19 protein-coding genes are annotated in these 17,247 nt (G+C 42.3%); 12 read left to right on the forward strand and 7 right to left on the reverse strand.

Annotated elements, in window-relative coordinates; translation table 11 throughout:
• The first annotated feature begins 31 nt into the window (after nucleotides 1–31).
• From K6V21_RS16900 to K6V21_RS16935, 8 genes are all read left to right on the forward strand, one after another.
• Nucleotides 32–499 carry a hypothetical protein gene (locus K6V21_RS16900; protein ID WP_004310151.1) on the forward strand — a complete coding sequence of 156 codons (468 nt, stop codon included), beginning with the start codon at nucleotides 32–34 and terminating at the stop codon, nucleotides 497–499.
• 12 nt (nucleotides 500–511) lie between these two features.
• Nucleotides 512–1,891 carry a DUF5458 family protein gene (locus K6V21_RS16905; protein ID WP_004310152.1) on the forward strand — a complete coding sequence of 460 codons (1,380 nt, stop codon included), beginning with the start codon at nucleotides 512–514 and terminating at the stop codon, nucleotides 1,889–1,891.
• Between the two features lie 112 nt (nucleotides 1,892–2,003).
• The gene (locus K6V21_RS16910; protein ID WP_004310153.1) at nucleotides 2,004–2,618 is read left to right on the forward strand and encodes a hypothetical protein; all 615 of its coding nucleotides are present in this window, start codon (nucleotides 2,004–2,006) and stop codon (nucleotides 2,616–2,618) included.
• A gap of 5 nt (nucleotides 2,619–2,623) precedes the next feature.
• Nucleotides 2,624–3,199 (forward strand): hypothetical protein, encoded by a 576-nt coding sequence (locus K6V21_RS16915; protein ID WP_011203022.1) that lies wholly within the window; start codon nucleotides 2,624–2,626, stop codon nucleotides 3,197–3,199.
• Between the two features lie 569 nt (nucleotides 3,200–3,768).
• Nucleotides 3,769–4,545, forward strand: a complete 777-nt coding sequence (locus K6V21_RS16920; protein ID WP_011203021.1) for a TetR/AcrR family transcriptional regulator — start codon at nucleotides 3,769–3,771, stop codon at nucleotides 4,543–4,545.
• Between the two features lie 782 nt (nucleotides 4,546–5,327).
• Nucleotides 5,328–5,741 (forward strand): single-stranded DNA-binding protein, encoded by a 414-nt coding sequence (locus K6V21_RS16925; RefSeq protein ID WP_009017601.1) that lies wholly within the window; start codon nucleotides 5,328–5,330, stop codon nucleotides 5,739–5,741.
• Nucleotides 5,742–5,981: 240 nt separating this feature from the next.
• Nucleotides 5,982–6,737 (forward strand): ParA family protein, encoded by a 756-nt coding sequence (locus K6V21_RS16930; RefSeq protein WP_009041028.1) that lies wholly within the window; start codon nucleotides 5,982–5,984, stop codon nucleotides 6,735–6,737.
• Nucleotides 6,738–6,743: 6 nt separating this feature from the next.
• The gene (locus tag K6V21_RS16935; RefSeq protein ID WP_004310159.1) at nucleotides 6,744–6,998 is read left to right on the forward strand and encodes a hypothetical protein; all 255 of its coding nucleotides are present in this window, start codon (nucleotides 6,744–6,746) and stop codon (nucleotides 6,996–6,998) included.
• Between the two features lie 70 nt (nucleotides 6,999–7,068).
• Here the strand turns inward: K6V21_RS16935 and K6V21_RS16940 are convergent, their stop codons facing one another.
• Both K6V21_RS16940 and K6V21_RS16945 read right to left on the reverse strand, forming a co-directional pair.
• Complete coding sequence (locus tag K6V21_RS16940; protein ID WP_005777343.1) at nucleotides 7,069–8,388, reverse strand: ATP-binding protein; 1,320 nt, start codon at nucleotides 8,386–8,388, stop codon at nucleotides 7,069–7,071.
• A gap of 284 nt (nucleotides 8,389–8,672) precedes the next feature.
• Nucleotides 8,673–8,909, reverse strand: coding sequence for a hypothetical protein (locus tag K6V21_RS16945; protein ID WP_005777345.1), 237 nt, complete (start codon nucleotides 8,907–8,909; stop codon nucleotides 8,673–8,675).
• 48 nt (nucleotides 8,910–8,957) lie between these two features.
• Between K6V21_RS16945 and K6V21_RS16950 the strand changes: the two genes are divergently transcribed.
• The 4 genes from K6V21_RS16950 to K6V21_RS16965 all read left to right on the forward strand — a co-directional run bounded on the left by K6V21_RS16950 (nucleotide 8,958) and on the right by K6V21_RS16965 (nucleotide 12,151).
• A complete protein-coding gene (locus K6V21_RS16950; protein ID WP_008659497.1) occupies nucleotides 8,958–10,697 on the forward strand; it encodes a ParB/RepB/Spo0J family partition protein in 1,740 nt (579 codons plus the stop codon).
• A gap of 508 nt (nucleotides 10,698–11,205) precedes the next feature.
• Nucleotides 11,206–11,481: a hypothetical protein gene (locus K6V21_RS16955; RefSeq protein ID WP_004322070.1), complete on the forward strand. Its 276-nt coding sequence runs from the start codon at nucleotides 11,206–11,208 to the stop codon at nucleotides 11,479–11,481.
• A 7-nt stretch (nucleotides 11,482–11,488) separates the two neighbouring features.
• Nucleotides 11,489–11,761: a hypothetical protein gene (locus tag K6V21_RS16960; protein ID WP_004310164.1), complete on the forward strand. Its 273-nt coding sequence runs from the start codon at nucleotides 11,489–11,491 to the stop codon at nucleotides 11,759–11,761.
• A 33-nt stretch (nucleotides 11,762–11,794) separates the two neighbouring features.
• A complete protein-coding gene (locus tag K6V21_RS16965; protein WP_004310165.1) occupies nucleotides 11,795–12,151 on the forward strand; it encodes a hypothetical protein in 357 nt (118 codons plus the stop codon).
• A gap of 117 nt (nucleotides 12,152–12,268) precedes the next feature.
• Here the strand turns inward: K6V21_RS16965 and K6V21_RS16970 are convergent, their stop codons facing one another.
• From K6V21_RS16970 to traN, 5 genes are read right to left on the reverse strand one after another with little or no spacing between them, the layout of a single operon-like run.
• Complete coding sequence (locus K6V21_RS16970) at nucleotides 12,269–14,455, reverse strand: type IV secretory system conjugative DNA transfer family protein (protein WP_004310166.1); 2,187 nt, start codon at nucleotides 14,453–14,455, stop codon at nucleotides 12,269–12,271.
• 3 nt (nucleotides 14,456–14,458) lie between these two features.
• The gene (locus tag K6V21_RS16975; RefSeq protein ID WP_004310167.1) at nucleotides 14,459–15,196 is read right to left on the reverse strand and encodes a DNA-directed RNA polymerase subunit alpha C-terminal domain-containing protein; all 738 of its coding nucleotides are present in this window, start codon (nucleotides 15,194–15,196) and stop codon (nucleotides 14,459–14,461) included.
• 13 nt (nucleotides 15,197–15,209) lie between these two features.
• The gene (locus tag K6V21_RS16980) at nucleotides 15,210–15,866 is read right to left on the reverse strand and encodes a DUF1566 domain-containing protein (RefSeq protein WP_004310168.1); all 657 of its coding nucleotides are present in this window, start codon (nucleotides 15,864–15,866) and stop codon (nucleotides 15,210–15,212) included.
• 21 nt (nucleotides 15,867–15,887) lie between these two features.
• The gene (locus K6V21_RS16985) at nucleotides 15,888–16,400 is read right to left on the reverse strand and encodes a hypothetical protein (RefSeq protein WP_004310169.1); all 513 of its coding nucleotides are present in this window, start codon (nucleotides 16,398–16,400) and stop codon (nucleotides 15,888–15,890) included.
• Nucleotides 16,397–17,242 carry a conjugative transposon protein TraN gene (gene traN, locus K6V21_RS16990; protein WP_004310170.1) on the reverse strand — a complete coding sequence of 282 codons (846 nt, stop codon included), beginning with the start codon at nucleotides 17,240–17,242 and terminating at the stop codon, nucleotides 16,397–16,399. Before traN ends, K6V21_RS16985 begins: the two co-directional genes overlap by 4 nt.
• Between the last annotated feature and the right edge of the window lie 5 nt (nucleotides 17,243–17,247).

Genomic DNA, 17,247 nt, shown 5'->3' on the forward strand with positions numbered 1-17,247 from the left:
AAAAAAAGTATGATATTAAAAAGTAAATTCTATGGCAATCTACAATTATGGAATTGGAGGCAACGAAGTAAAAGTCGATGCGAACGAATCCATCGCGGAAATCCCCTCCAACCGAACTTTGATAGTTCAAAAACTGACAGATGAAGCTCCTGCGGCTCCGGAAAGCGTGTATGGTTTGGAAACCATTGAAGATGTGTTCCAACGTTTTGAACCAACAGTTGACTTATGCCACGTGGATGCGGAAGGTAATGAAATCAAGGAAATCATGACATTCACCGGACTTGGAGACTTCGGAGCCAAGAAGATTAAAGAGAAGAGTGATTTCTTGAGTAAACTTGACATTGAGAAAGAGCAGGGTGTCAGAATAACTCGCCAGCTTACTTCCAACCGCGCTTTACAGAAAGCACTTGAAAATCCGGAAGTCAAAAATGCCATTATGGACGTGATTGAATCATCAATCGAGGAGATTCTGGCAAATCAAAAGAAAGTAGAACTTTAATCTTTTACTAAGATGAAGCAGGAAACTCAACAACAGACAGCCAGTACGACAACCTCACAGAAAGTCGTATCACAACAGGCGCAAAAGTCATCTGCATCGGCAATAGACAAACTCAAAGAATTTGGTGGCTTCGCTTTTCTTGAAAATATCATAGATGGGTATTCCAATCTTAATCCGGCACGAAAGGCCCGTCGCAACATCTTCCTCACGGATGAACAGTGGGAAAATGAACGTAAGGCCTTGGTTAATCGCTTAAGCGTATGGCTCAAACTCTTACGTGAGAATGACACTGCCGAACAAATGCGGGACAAGGCCAAAGAAACCGCAGAAAACGCCGAGAACCTTCTTAATCATAACTTGAAGAATGCTCTTGCCAGGACACGGGAACTTGAAAGCGCATATCGCACTATTGCGTTCTTTTACAAGAACACGGAAAGTGATAAGGTGAAGAATGTCACCATTGTCAATGCGACCATGGAGCAGCTTCAGGATTTGGACAATACCATTTTCGCTGACCACATTAGCAACGAACTCAAACAGAATTTTGACCGTCTTGACCTGCGTCGCAACTACTCCTTGCTTGTCGTTCCTGGGTATATAGGCTCAAATGCCATTTTGGATAAGTGGTCTAAAATGGCATACGAGAACAAGGTTTTTCTTGTTACAGACTTCCAAGACCTTGAAACTCCGGACGATGTAGTAGATATATTCTTCAATGCCAATCATACGAGTGGAGATGTGTTCAAATCGAATACTATTATGACCTGTAACTGGTTGCTTGGTCGTCAAAGAGAGGAAAGCGTTGGAGAAGAAGAAAATCTTTATATTCCGCCATCTTCTTCACTTGCCGGAAAAATATACAACACCTTAATGTCTCAGGTAGTAGCCGGAAAGAAATTTGGTGGACTTAATGAAGTAGAAAGTGTACGCTTCGACCTTCGCAAGAGCGAGATTTCCGAGCTTGAACGTATGGGTCTTGTGCCGATGGTGAACGAGTACAGCAAGGTTATGGCTTTCTCCGCCAAGACATTATTTAATGGAGATAATCTTGGCTTGCAGACCTACTCCGTAGTTCGTGTATTCGACTATATAACGAAGGTACTGATTGACTTCCTGAACCGTCGGGCATTTGAAAATTGGACTACTCGCACGGAAGCAGATTTGCGTGGTCAGGTTGTGAAATTCCTCGATAGTGTAATGGGACCGAACAAACTCATCGAACGCTTCAAGGTTATGAAGATTGAACAAGACCCGAATCAGAAAGACCGTGTGCTTCTTGACATCCACATCACACCGTATTTCCCGGCAAAAAGCTTCGTGATACAGCTTGCCGGTCATAAAGGCGATAATCCGGAGGATGCTATTTGGGAAAGCGAATATCATCAAGAATAGTATTGAATAATTTTAAATTTACAGATGGGCATAACTATGCCCATCTGTAAATCATTTATCAGGGTCATGTGTTGCTGAAATTATATGTCTTATTATTGAAATCTTTACTTATATGAAACTCCGAGATGTGGATATTATTATTTCTGGTACAAAAACTGGGGATACCTATTATGCAAAATCTTATCCATGCAGTGATATGGATAAGAATAGCAAAATAGAGCTCTATGGAGTCCCTGTATATTATGTCTATATCAAAGGTACTGATGATAAAGGTCAAAGTGTAAAATATACATGGAAAGCATTACGCTTCATGCCGTATTATAACCCACCAAATTTTAGTTCTTATAAAACAATTGGATGGGTTAATAGTGGCTTGCATAAGCTTAATAGGCAGCCTGCGCCAGAATATAAAAAAGCCTATGAAGTACATAATACATATTCTCAACATAATGGTGCAATAGTTCTAAAAGGAACTTTTTACATTCACGCTGGTCCTGAAGATCTTACTCATATTGGATGGGGAGCAGCAGGGTGCGTTGAAATAATAGGAAGTTTTAGTGAGTTTAAAGATCAAGTAAAAGAATTATCGGGGTCAACTCAAGTTGATGCGGATAGTGCAATTTCTGAATTAGTTTTTTATAAAAAACTTTATATAGAAATTGAATATGCTACTCCACCCAATATTAAAGCAAATTTTTATAAAGAAGTTAGTATAAAAAGGAGATAAGATTTATGTGTAACATAAAATATATACTATGTACTATATTTTGTATGTGTGCATATCTTCATGCTGCTGCAATCTGTAGCGATAGTATATCTGATAAGTTTTCATATAAGGTACTTGAAAATCTCAATTATTGTTGGGATAATAATAATATTGTCTATGAGGATACTAATTCCAAAGATACTGCTTTATTTGTCTCGTCTCATAAATACATAATCTCTCCTATTTTAAACGCTTTTTGTAATAATGTGAACGAACAGACAGAGTTGGCTAAGATCGGATATTGTTGTAAGCATTATCTCATTAAAGTCCCAAATAAATCAAAGAAAAATATACAATATTACTCTATAGAAATCAATATTCTATCTAATATAAAGAGCCATGCCCCCATAACCTCAAAAATAGAAGAATTAAAAAAACAGGACTATGCGATTATTGATATTATATCAGAGGCTCCTGTTATGTGTCTTGTTTTTGTGGAAGCAGATTATTTAGTAGCCGTAACTTATAATATGTTCTACGATTTTGATGATGTATTATCCTTTTCGAAATTCTTTGTAAAAGAACACTTCTCAACAAAATAATTAGATGTCATTACACAGTGAATATAAAACGTAATACATCCTCTTTCAAAGAAAAAATAGAGTTTCATTTTTCGATATATAATGCTTCTTCATTCTTATAATTCTCACATGAATAATCCAACATGAAGTTTTCTTTATATGAAATCATTAGGGTCTCATTTAAATTGACTTCTCTTATCGCAACCGGAAACTATCAGGGATTTAATGTAGATGTGCAGCAAGTTTTCTTCGTGTAGTGAGTGCTCTTTTTTCAAATTGGAGATTTTCCTATAATATAGCAATAAATAAGTAAATTAATACGTCTATTATTGAAATGCAAATTTATTGGTAAACGTAGTTTTTATATTCTGTCTATTGTTTGTAAAGCATAAAAATGTATATTTGCAACAGACCCAATTGCTCTATATCAAAACAAATGAAAAGAGAATGGAATAGCTGTATAAATACTTACAGTCTACCTTGGGATATTATCGTCAATTCAGAAAAGAAGAAGTTTATCGAAAGCTAAAATAAAAATATTTCCTTTTACTGATTTTTGCAGATTTATTTTTATAACATACTATATAATAGTGAAACAGAAAGAAAAGAAAGCTCGAAATAGGAGGACAAATGAACAAATAGACAAGGAGGTAATATCCGAACTTGAAAAGCTTGTAGCTGAATACGGTTTTGGTAATGTCAATTTGAGTGCATTGATGAAAGCTGCAAACATAGAAGCTAATGTGTTTTATAGAAGATACGGCTCGATGGACAATCTTTACGACAGGCTTGCCAAGCAGTATGATTTCTGGATCAATGATGCTATTGACGTTTCCAGCCTGAACATATTGGGACCTAAAAAGTTTTTTGCGGAAACATTCAAGACCCTTTATAGGAACTTGTCTGATAACACTGTAATGCAAAAGTTGTTACTTTATGAAATGTCGGTTATCAATGAAACGACAAAGAGAACAGCAGAAACACGGGATATTATGAATCTAAATTTGATTGCGTTTTATGACAATCTGTTTAAACCGGCGAAAATCAATATTAAAGCTATTATGGCGAATCTGATTGGAGGAATTTATTATCTGATACTTCATAGGAGGTGTGCGAAAACCTGTACAATAGATTTTAGTACTCAAGAAGGGGAAAAGGTCTTTTTCGAATGGATAGATTTTCTAACAGATGCCATTTTTGACAAACTGGAAGCGTATGAAAGGAATAGAAAAGCAGCTCAAGAAATGTTATCAGACGGCATAAGTGAGTTTAAAATATGTAAATACATGGGCATCAATAAAAATGACTTAAAAATGTTACTTTCAAATAGCCATAGAAATTCACGAGAACTTTCAAAGGAAAGCTAAAAATTTTATTTATAGTACATATCATATTAATAAGTAGAATACCATAAAATATTCGCAAAACTCCATTGCTGCGTAAATCCCTATCCGGATACTTTGTATTAATAGCGGTCATTATCTGTATAGCCGTCGTGTGTATCCATGAACATATAAGTGATTATGGACTTAATAGTCTAATCAGGCCATTGGAGCAAGGGGTATTTGACGTTAGCTATTGTCGGTTACTTTTATAATTTTTTTCTATATCCCTCTGTATAAGGACTGATAGGCTGCTACAAGAAAAATCTGACACGCTTTGTGTAGCGCGTTACATAAAGTGCGTCAAGTTATTTTTCAAAGGGTACACGAACAGACTTGAAATTGCGGAATGATATAACTATATCACTATTCACAGTTTCAAGGTAGTCTTTGGAGCTTAGTCCTGCATGTCCGTTCTCCTGTTTTATTATTCCCTGCTTTAGCGTTTTCTATTCCTTTTTTATATACTTCTATTTATCGCTTTTCTGCTGCCGTGCAACCTGCCGTGGATTGAATTTTTCCGCAAAGGTAATCGCCAGTCCCAGTCGTGTCAATGCCGGCATTCAGCCGCAAGTGAAGCGCAAAAATCTTCCTCTCCGCTGGTGAGCGTATTTTTCCTCTTCAGCCTTGCCAAATTGTTCCTGCCGCCTTTGGATGCAGAAAAAATCATCCCGGAGGTCGCAAACAGGCCAAACAGAGGGAAATAAAGAATATTTATAAACTAAGGTAACGGTAGGATTAACCACCTGCCACAAAAAGAATTTATTATGTTATACGTTCACACAATTGGTCGCATTGGCAAGGATTGCCAGGTTATTACTGGAGCACACGGTTCATTCATTGCATTTGATATTGCGGTAGATGACTATTCACATGGAAACAGCATCACTACTTGGGTAAGGGTACGGAGTAAGAAAGAGAACCATATTCGACTATCCGAATATCTTACCAAAGGACGGTTATTGCTCATTGAAGGGACACTTTCGGCTTCACTGTGGAAGGATAAGGATGAAAACTGTCAGATTCAACTATCCATTACGGCAGACGCATTGGAGTTCATCAATACCGGAAAGCGTGAGGGTACAACTTCAGAAGCAGAGAGTCCGACAGATGCCGCAAGCAATGTACCTGTACCACCGGTAGCTATGCCGCAAGAGGACAAGGAAGACTTGCCGTTCTGATGATGTGCATATAGAGTATTGAACAACAATAAATACTAAATGTAGTATTTACTAATTATAGTAAAGTAGGAAGTTAGTGAGTTACCTATTGCTGAAAGTAGTATTTACTACATTTAGTCTATTAGTATTTTAGTATAGTAGTAAATACTAAAATACTCTTTTTAGTAAAATAGTATATACTAATTATAGTATTTACTAAGAATAGTATTATCTTTGTATCGCATATAAAGACATCAAATTATGACAAAAATTATAGCTGTTTTGAATCATAAGGGTGGGGTTGGCAAGACAACTACCACCATCAATCTTGCCGCTGCTTTGCGACAGAAGAAAAAGCGTGTACTGGCTATCGACATGGACGGGCAAGCAAATCTTACAGAATCGTGTGGTCTCTCCATTGAGGAAGAACAAACGGTGTATGGGGCAATGAGAGGTGAATATCCCTTACCGGTTATCGAACTGGAGAACGGACTTGCTGTTGTGCCGTCCTGTCTCGACCTGTCGGCGGCAGAATCCGAACTGATAAACGAGCCGGGACGTGAGTTGATACTGAAAGGTCTGATTACGAAGTTGCTTGACAGTCGGAAGTTTGACTACATCCTGATTGATTGTCCACCTTCACTGGGCTTGCTGACACTCAATGCCCTTACCACAGCGGACTTTCTGATTATTCCGGTGCAGGCACAATTCCTCGCCATGCGCGGAATGGCGAAGATTACAAGCGTAATTGAGATTGTCAAGGAACGCCTGAACCCGAACCTGAGTATTGGTGGCATTGTTATTACCCAGTTTGACAAGCGCAAGACACTCAACAAGAGCGTAGCTGAAATTATCAATGACTCTTTCTGTGACAAAGTGTTCAAAACGCTTGTACGGGACAATGTGGCACTGGCCGAAGCTCCTATAAAGGGAAAGAACGTCTTTGAGTACAATAAGAACTGCAATGGAGCCAAAGATTATATGGCTTTAGCACAAGAGGTTTTGAAATTAAAATAAGACAATATGGGCAAGAGTGATTTATTGAAAGACAGTATGAAAAGCGGACTGGACGGATTGCTGTCATCCACGAAGAAATCTCCGCAAAAGAAGGAAGCCACACCACTTAAAACTGAAAAAGAGCCTGCGGTACATTGCAATTTCGTTATCGACAAGAGTGTTCATACGCGTATGAAATTCCTTGCTATTGAGAAGAATATGTCATTGAGAGACATTGTAAATGAGGCGATGAAGGAGTATTTGGAAAAAAACGGTAAGTGAGGGTATGTTCCTCGCTTACCGTTCTTTTAAATCTGTGACTTCTGTTAGTACGTTATGCCGATATGTATTGCTACATATCAGTCATTGACAACCCTTTGTATGACAGGGAATAACCTTTGAACTCTCCCGTTGCACGCATGAAAGCGGCTGCTTTCGCTTCCAGTTTTTCCATGTCGATATTTTCGGCCTTGCGTTTGACTTCGAAAAATGTCGCCGTATCGTCCAGTTCGTTTTCAGCTACTATGTCTATTTCGTTCTCACCCTTGCGGTCCCACCAGCCTCCGATACGCGTATAGACTTGCCGTTCTATCAGTACACGCTTAAAGTAACGTTCAAGCATCAGACCGCTGAAAGTTTCATAATCCCGACCTATAATCATCTTCACACTTCCATAGTTCTCTATCTCCAGCATATAGCTGTACTTGTAGATGAAGCGGAACCAGAACGTGAAAAAATTATCCTCGATGACATACCGGACATTCTTGGCGGAACTCTTCTCGAACAGCGGTTGCTTCTTCGATATGATTTCGTATTCTTTTTCCAGCTTGGTAAGATAACCGCCGATTTCCTTGCCTACCACGTTTTCAATTTCCGAACGGGATGTTTTTCCTCGTGCAATGGCCGATAGTATGGAGAAATAGATTCCGTAATCCTTGCCGAACTCTTCGATAAGAATCGCTTTACCCTCGCCCAAAAATATGGAGTCGGCCTTTATAATCTGGTCGAGCATAGTCGTTTTGGTTGTTGCTCCTGCATCCACGAGTAGTTGTACATACTTCGCCACACCGCCCGTGAAAGCGTACAATGCCAGCAGATCTTCCGCCGTGTAGCCGGGGTTGTATTCCGAAAGAATATCTTTCAGAACAGTTGGGGTAAACGGACGCACAGTCATAAAGCGCGACTGCCGGTTATACAACGGCTCTTTCTTATCCTTGAATATCTTTGTCATCATGGAATAAATCGAACCACAGACAATCAGGTTAATACGGGACTTCGGGCTGTATAGATCCCAGATGCGCTGCATATCGCTGAACACCGATTTGTTCACACGGAAAAACTCCTGGAACTCGTCGATAAAGAGTGTGATGGGACGTTCTGCCGAAAGTTTCATCAGGTACTCGAACACATCGGTAAAGTGTTCGGCCCGCCCCATGGTTGGGACTCCCAACTTGTTCTCTATTTCAAGCCGGTAGTCCTCACACAAATCGCCTTCGGCTTTCCGGGCAACAAAGAAATAGAGAATCGGTTCGTCCTCGTATGCCTTCCACACGAGTGATGTCTTACCGATACGGCGACGTCCCGTTACCACTGTAAACTGAGCATTGTTTTTGGCCATTTCGCGAATCTTGCGAAGAGAGGCTATTTCTTCTGTCCTGTCAAAAAATCTCATATCCTTATCCTTTTTTATTGCTGTTTCCGAAACGACTGTTTCCGAAACAGCTGTTTCCGAAACGGCTGTTTCGTTACTGCAAAAATAATGCAAATTTCTGGTAAAACAGGCAATTGATACAGATTTATTTAGCGAAATGGCTCAAAGGATTTTTATCTGGTAAGTTCCATTCCTGTTTTACACCGTCTGGTCTTACGTCCTTCCGCTTGTCCCGTTGTATCGTTAATCATCCCTTTATAGTTCCATCCGTTTTACCATCCGCCTTTCAGCGTATTCTTCCTTTTCTATATTCTTTTAATGCCACTCATCCGGTCCATTCCTGCCATCACCGGTTGGTTTTCCAGACGCAAAGGTGGACTGCCGCGCTTGATTCCGTCGCTTTGAAGTGCATTTCCTATAAAATTCTTCCTTTCTGCGAAAGAGTAATTTTCCGGAAAAAGCGTCGGAAATCGCTTATTCGTCAGTCCTTGTAAAGCATCTGTAAATCCCAAGCGGTTCAGGCAGAAAAGAGAACCGAACAAAGGGAAAATAAAAAATTAAATATTAAAACCAATTAAATTTTTATGATTATGGAAGCAACAGCAATTCAATCAGTAGAGAAAAACATCACAATGGTAGCATTGGCAAACGTGCAGCCGAGCAATTACAACCCACGTAAGAATTTTGACGAAGCGAGCCTTGCAGAACTTTCCGAGAGTATTCGTCAGCAGGGTGTGTTACAGCCTATTGGAGTACGCCCAATAGAAGACAACCGCTTTGAGATTGTTTTTGGAGAACGCCGATATCGTGCCTCCCTCATGGCAGGATTGGAAGACATTCCGGCTGTCGTTATGGAAATTTCAGACGAAGTTGCCGAAGAAATGGCGGTAACTGAAAACCTCCAGCGCAAGGATGTTACCCCGATAGAGGAAGCAAATGCCTACCAAAAGCTCATTGATAGTGGTCGCCACGATGTGCAGTCTTTGGCGGTGCAGTTCGGTAAAAACGAAAGCTATATCCGCACACGCCTTAAATTCGTTTCCTTAATGCCCGAAATCGCACAGCTTTTGGAACAGGACGAAATCACAATCAGCGTAGCGAGCGAAATTTGCCGTTATGGGGAAGATATTCAGAAAGAGGTGTACAACAAGCATCTTAAAGAGGGGGTGCAGTACAATAGTTGGCGAGGAATGAAAGCCTCTGATGTTGCACGGAACATCGAACGGCAATATACCACCGACTTGGAGCGATACGCATTTGACAAGACCCTCTGTCTGTCGTGTCCTCACAATACAAATAATATGATGTTATTTTGCGAGGGTGGTTGCGGAAATTGCGCCAATCGTACTTGCCTTGCTGAAATGAATGCAGCATATCTCACGGAGAAAGCCGTGCGCCTTATGGAAGAACGCCCTGAGGTATCCCTCTGCTATGAAAGTTTCAACAGCAATGAAGCCGTAGTAGAACGTCTTACCGCCATGGGTTACGAAGTGGAAAGCCTTAACTATTATGCAAAGGCATATCCCGAACAGCCCGAAGCACCCCGAAAAGATGAGTACGACACCACCGAAGAATACGAACAGGCACAGAGCGAGTTCGAACAGGATTTGAACGATTACACGGAAGAATGCGAAGAAATCCGTACCCGAAGTGAAGCAGGTGAAATCATCCTTTATTTCCGTATTGAGAGCAAGGACATCGTACTCTGTTATGTTCCGAAAGTTACCTGTACTACCAATGACACAAAACAGGAGCAGACGCTTTCACCGGTAGAGAAGTTGGAAAAGCAAGACAAACGCAACAAGGAAATTGCCCTTGAAAAGACTGTAGAGGACACAAAAAAACAGATTTTGGAGGTTGATATGTCCGATTGCAAGTTTGGGCAAGACGAGGACAAGATGATTTATTTCTTCTTGCTATCATCCCTCCGCAAAGAGCATTTCGAAGCGGTAGGTATTGAGGAAAAAAAGCCTTATTCCTACCTTACAGATGAAGAAAAGATAAACATCATTGCCAACCTCACGAGCAAGCAGAAAGCGATTATTCGCAGGGATTTTCTAATTGCTAATTTCAAGAACGCATACGGCAACAATGCCATTGCATCCCTCTTGCTTGACTTCGCACAAAAACATATGCCCGACCTGTTGGCAGACATCAAGAACGGACATAATGAAGTGTATGAGAAGCGTCACCAACGTATCGAAGAGAAAAAAGCCGTTCTTTTGGTGCAGGAACAAGCAAAGCAGGAAGCGGAGCAATCTGACAAACAGCAATCCGAAGTAGGGATGCAGACCGAAGAACAGCCACAAGAGGAAGATATTGCAGCTTAACCATAATCAGTAACCAACGAATAGAGGGTGGAGTAATCTGTCCTCTATTCGTTCCTAATTTGTAATTAGATTAAGGTGAAGATGTTCACGGACAACTGCTCCAAACCGTTGTCGGGCGGCGCGTCTGCCGGGCAAACCCGCCATCCGCGCGATTATGCCTTTTCTATCCCATTTATAGCTACCTCCCGATACCCCGCCGCCACCCGTCTTCATTTATACCTATCAGTTTCCTCCTTTTTATCTTTTCCATCTTATTCCTTCTCCGGTTCCTTCCTGTCCTCGCCGGTTGGTTTTCCAGACGCGAAGGTGGACTGCCGCGCTTGATTCCATCGCTTTGAAGTGCATTTTTATAAAATTCTTCCTTTCTGTGAAAGAGTAATTTTCCAAAAAAAGCGTTGGAAGTAGCTTGTTCGTCAGTCCTGTAAAGCATCTGTAAATCCCAAGCGGTTCAGACAGAATATAGAACCGAACAGAGGGAAGAAAAATAAATCATTAAAATTTCATGACAATGGACAACATCAAAGAAAGCAAAGAGTACAAACTTGCCAAAGAATGGGAAATGGCAGTGAATAGTTTTAGTTTCAATCCCAAGCGTTTTGCAGCCGCTATACCTGATATGCACCCCACACTGCAACAGAGCCTCTATAGATTGTTTAAGGAGTGCATCATTGTGATGGCGGATGAGACACGTCGCTATGATGACCGCAATCGTGCGTCACATGAAGAAGCAAAGTGTCTTATGGAATACCTCAAGACAAATGGAAAGCATATCCCATTAAAATAACAAGCGTATGAAAACACAAGAAGTACAATTTGGCGGCAATAACTATCCTTGCCGTGTGGTGGAATCCAACGAGGGTGAAGAACTCCTTATCGGCTCGATTACCTTGCTTGATGCCCTTCAGCCCGGTAGTTTCAACGATGAAAACGAAGGCTTCGCAAGCAAGGAAGCCGAAAGAATCTATGACGAGGTTTTCTTCTTTACCGACATGGCAAACCTGCGACTGACAGACGTAGAATTGGTTGCCGAACTGAAAAAGGACAACCCGGAATGGTTCGAATAAAAAAACAATAATCATCTTAAAAATAGCATAGTTATGGAAAAAGAGTATGTAATACAAATAGCACAGACCATTCAAGAGCAGTTGATAGGACTTACCCCTATGCCCGTCCTCATGTCATGGGGTATCGCAGAGTTTGCAGCCACCATCTTCAAAGACCTGCCTGCACTTCGTATCAAAGTAAACGGACTGTTACACACCGGATACGTCATTATTGCACTTAATGGGTCGGACTATTATGAGGTATATCTGTTGAAAGGCAAAGATGCAGAGTGTGTCAATGAAGAAGTTTGTTACAACGAGTTAGGGGATGTCATTGACAGGGCAATTGAATGCGGTACTGACAAAGAGGAATACGAAAAAATTGCCATCAGCAACTCACCCAATTATTAAGCAGGTAGCTCACCTGATAAACCAGAAGAAGAGATTAGTTAGTAGTAAACCGCCAGTACGATTGTACTGACGGTTTTTGTTGTTTTTATTTACATTATATGTCAGACAGCCGGATTTTTATTTCGCGTTGCGCTTATTTTGAACGTCTTTTATCATCTCTTTCACATCTTGCCCCACTTGTACGAAGTTTTTATATAGGATGCGCTCCCGTTCCTCTCTCGACTTGAAAGTGTAGAACTTCGGCAGCGGCACATACGCCGCTTCTTCTTTCTTGATTTCTGCCATATCAAAATCTGTTTTGCAGAAGAACTTTGTAGTCTTGAACTCTTCCGATTCTTGAATATTCATTGAACCGCCCATACCTGTTTTCGTCTTCACAAAGTCCCGTGCCGTCTGACCGCATATCCATCCGGTTGCCATATCCGAGATTTTCGAGGCAGGCACAAGGTTATCCATATTCTCATTGAGATTGATACTTGTTTTGTCCCGGTCAATAGTCACGCCTTTTTTGACCTGGACCACCTTGCCGAAGATGTCATTGGACAACCATTCCAGCGTTTCTTTGGCACGTGCCGAGCCGCTTACCACATTACCTACCGTCGTAATGATCTTTTGCATACCTACCTTACCATAATCGGCTTCCAGTTGCGGTAGTTCCTGAAAGCCGAGCGTTACACTCACCTTATTGCTTCGCGCTGTACCTATCAGACGGTCTATTTTGTGAAAGTAGAGTGTCGGTAACTCGTCCACTATAATACTCACAGGAATATTTTTCCCCTGCCCGGTATTCACACGGGTAACGAGACGGTTTAGGATAAGAGCGTTCAATGCACCGATGATGGATTCCATTTCCGGGTCATTTGCAATCAGCAGGTAACTCGGATTCTTCGGGTCACTCACCTTCAGGTCGAAGTCATCGCCATCCCGGTGGAATATCCAGTAGCTCTCTTTGGTTGCCAGACGCGAGGTATAAACACGTAACGTGCCAATCATACCCTCCAATTGTTCCATTGCCTTATTTTTGAAAGCTGTCTGGAATGGACCAAGCAGCGGAGCAACCTCATTGTCAGTTTCCAGTACCTCGAAAATCGTCTGATAACTTTCATTCAAGAATGACAGAATATGTGGCATGTCCGAATACTTTCCCAGCCAGTAGGCAGGTTCCACGATATTGCCGCCTTCACGGTCGCGCACGATACCTGTCGGTTTCCAGAATTTGGTCTGCGGATCTTGCTGTCTTTCCGCATATAGAGGCTTGCCGTTGGCATCGTAGGGTTCACGTTCATAATTCACGAAGAAGTAGATACAAGCGGCAAGGAAGTTTACCGCCGAGGTTTGGAAGAACTGGTCGCTTCCGCCGCCTCCCTCTTTCTTACCCTTTTGTAGGCTTTCCAATAATGTTTCCGCCGTTTCGCTGGCCGCCGCAAGATTGTTGATGTACTTTGCCTGAATTGGATTCACCCGACGGCTGTACTCCACATCCACAAAATTAATCATGTTGAACTTGCACCCTTGGGGTACTCTGCCCAGTTTCTCGTTCTTCTTGTAATGGTAGTAGAGCTTGGTCGCCAATGTAGGAAACTTGTAGTCATACACCACCATGGCGAAACCTTTGGCCGAATGCTGTCGGATAAACGGCTCTATGATACTGAAAGTCTTACCCGATCCCGGTGTTCCAACTACCCATGTTCCTCGAAAGCAGTTGCTTACAGAAATCCACCCCTTACGGAATTTACCCTTATAGTAGTATCGCATGGGGATATTTACGCTGTATTCATTCTCGACTTTTTCTTCACATTGTTCAAAACTTTCATTCTCGAAGTTGAAACGGTCTTTCATCAATCCCTCCTTGATGAACTTTGAAATGTTGTCTAATGCGATATGTACCAGTACTACGCCAGCAATGGAGGCAATCATATAGAGAATGATATTCAGAGGTAAGGTATAAAGCCTTGTTTCCATCGTATGGCCGAACAGCCATACGGAGAGTACGAGCAGCAATAACCCACTCGTCAATGGATACACCACCTGCCGGCGTGCGTTGAACTCCAGATGCTTCTTGTTCCGCGTTCCGACACAAGTGATGCAGATAAGCAGTACCGTTGCGATTTTGCTGTACACAAGATTGCCGTCGTGGTAAATCATCCATTGTTTGATGCGTCCGTGAATGTCGGTCAGTATGCCGCCCCAGTGGTCGAGCATTGCAGGGTCAATGGCATATTCAAAGAACTCCAGCAGCACGGACACATATACCACTGTGCGGAATATTTTATAGAACCCTTGCAATTCCTTACTTTCTTCCATAAGTCAGTCTGTTATTAGTCCTTGTTTTCTACGATACCAATGATTACCTACTCTGATTACATCCATACCGAACCATGCACCATTCTCGTTCAGTTTTGTTTTTATCTTATCAAGTGTTACCGGACCGATACCCCAGATTTCCATGAGATATTGCTCGTTAAGATGAATCAGGTCTCCGATATATAATATTCCATGAGATTCAAGATGGCTTTTGATGGATGGGGTAATACCCAAACTGAATACCGGTTCCGAGAGATAGTGTACTTCTTCTGCCTGAATGTTATTCAGGGCTATTTCAAGCCCCACTTTGATTCTTTTGAGAGAATCAAGGCGTTCTTGCATCTTTTGGATGACAAGCTCGTCTTGCTGTATCTCATTGCGTAATTGGGTTGCTCTCTTTACAAGTTCGGCATTACTTCTTTTCAACTCTCCGTTAATATCCGCCATTGACAGATTACTTGTTTCAAGCTCGTTTCGTGTGCGGTCTAATTGCGTGACAAGTTCCTCCAGTCTGTCGGCATGACGCTTCAAGATTGAATTTTTTTCATTATCGGCAGTCATTTCGTCCAAAAGGTAGCCGAACCTTTTAATTTGAAAATTAATATCTTCTTTATCCGATGCTATGGAATCTGCGAGTTTTGCCAGTATTTGTCGGCATGAATTACCTTTCATGGACTTATACATGAGGACAATTCCCAATATCATCAATGCTATGCTGAAAAATATATCCGTATCTTTCATATCTTTCTATCTTTTATTCGTTTATGGTAATTATAGGGCGTACTTTGTGCGCCTGTACTTTAGGTGTTTCCTGCATTGCGCCGCTCCCCATGGAATAGAGCCATGCCTTGGCTGTCTGTTGCTTTTCGACTTCTGTGGATGTCCAGTACCAACAGTCGTTTTCATCCAGTGGTAACGGCTCACCGCCACATTGTTCGATGACAGGGTTGATTATCTTTCGCATGGTGTAGAGCAGCCGCATCTCTGCCACGGACGGTACATAGGCACTCTGCCCGTACCGCCATAGGTCGAAAACCGCTTCTGCCATTGGCGAAGCGGTTTCTTGTGTATCATACAGTGCGAATGTATTCTCATTGCCATCATAAGCCATGATGTCAGCCGATGTGCCTTGTGCGATGCCGAGGCTGTCGGCGAATGCCTGTGGAGCAATGTCCCACAGGTAAACTGCATAACCGTCCCCCTCCGTATCTCCGCGTTTTTCGGTATCGAAGACAACCGCTATCGCTTTTTTCCCCGATTGTTCATATTGTGCGTAAGGCAAGGCTGTTCCATCCTCGCAGAGGATATGTCCTGGACGAACTGCTGTATCGGGTACGTCTATATGCGTGTCACAGGCAGCGCAAAGCACGGCAGCCGTTGCCGCTGCCACCAAATGTATCTTTCGTATCATATTGCTTTCTTTTTTGTTTCCCTATTTTATAGGTAGTTTCACACCCAGCACGACACCTGCTCGCAGCACGTCCGCACCTTTTATCATCACATCGCTTTTCACTTGCCAATACAGTGTCCATCCGGCCCGTAGCACATAGTTGTGTTCGTAACCGAAGTGCAGGCCACCGAGGAACTTATTCATGTCGCTTCCGGCTGAAGCTCCGATACGCAGACTGCCATAGTGGTTGCGTCCCCGCGTCATGCACGGCTTGTAGGCCACGCCAAAACCGTAGCTGCGGTAGTTTCGCCAAAATGATTCCGGGCAGATATGCCCGCACGAAGCGCACTCTGCCCATTGTAGATAGCCGTTGACGAAGAACTCCCACGTATGGCGATAGTTCATTTCGTGTTCGTAGGCGAGCGTTATATCCATGCCGTTCTTGTAGAGTAGCCCTGTGCCAAGCGAGAGGCGTCCGCTACCTTGTTGTGCATTTGCACTTGCAGCGATACACACGCAGGTAATTATCACGATGATTGTCTTTTTCATAGTCATTCCTCCTCCAATAAATCTGCATGGAACGAATCTGCCGCCAGTATATCCTCATAGTCGATGTTCAGACTGATGTTACGGCCACTAATCTGTTTCTCCGTCATTTCGATGGTCAGTAGCTTGTCATTGGGAAAGGTCATCTTTTTCACGACAATCACATTCCGATAGCCGTGTCTGAATGTCTTGCCCGATTCCAGAACCAGGGCAGGTGTCAGTTCGATAGTCTGTGCGTTGGTTGCCTTGGCGAGTTTCTTGTCTGTCAGCTTTATCCGTATCTCATCAATGTCAAAACGAATGTTCGTCTTGTTCTCGATGGAAAAGTCTATGAAGAAGTAGTCACCCACCGAGTAGATATTGTTCAGACGCATCACCATGCGGTGTGCTTTGGTAGCTACGTTGCGGATTTTTGCAGGTGAGTTCCAGATGCGCCGTGCATGATGTGTCATGTCGGCAGCGGACATTGAGACTGCCGGATTGTTGTACGCATTACGCTCTTGCAGCAATATCTCCTTATCCGTTACTGCCTCTTTCATCCTTGTGGTATAAATCAGTGCGTATTGTGTGCGGTATCGTTCCGTCACAATGGTGACGATGGCGAGTATTTCACCATCCTCGTGTCCGCTTTCCTTGGGCTTTAGGCGAATGATGTTGTCAATGGGCTGATCGCCCGCCACCTTGTCAGTGGAAATATCCACGAAACGCACCGGTTCCGATGCCGTGATGACAGTTGTTATCTGTTCGTTCACCGTCAGTTGTTCCATTTCTTCGTAGGTAGTTTGTGCGTTAGCTTTCGGTAAAATGGAAATACCTGATAGAAGCATAATGCCAAATAAATTCCTTTTCATTGAAA

The organism is Bacteroides cellulosilyticus (assembly GCF_020091405.1).
In the GTDB taxonomy this organism is placed as follows: domain Bacteria; phylum Bacteroidota; class Bacteroidia; order Bacteroidales; family Bacteroidaceae; genus Bacteroides.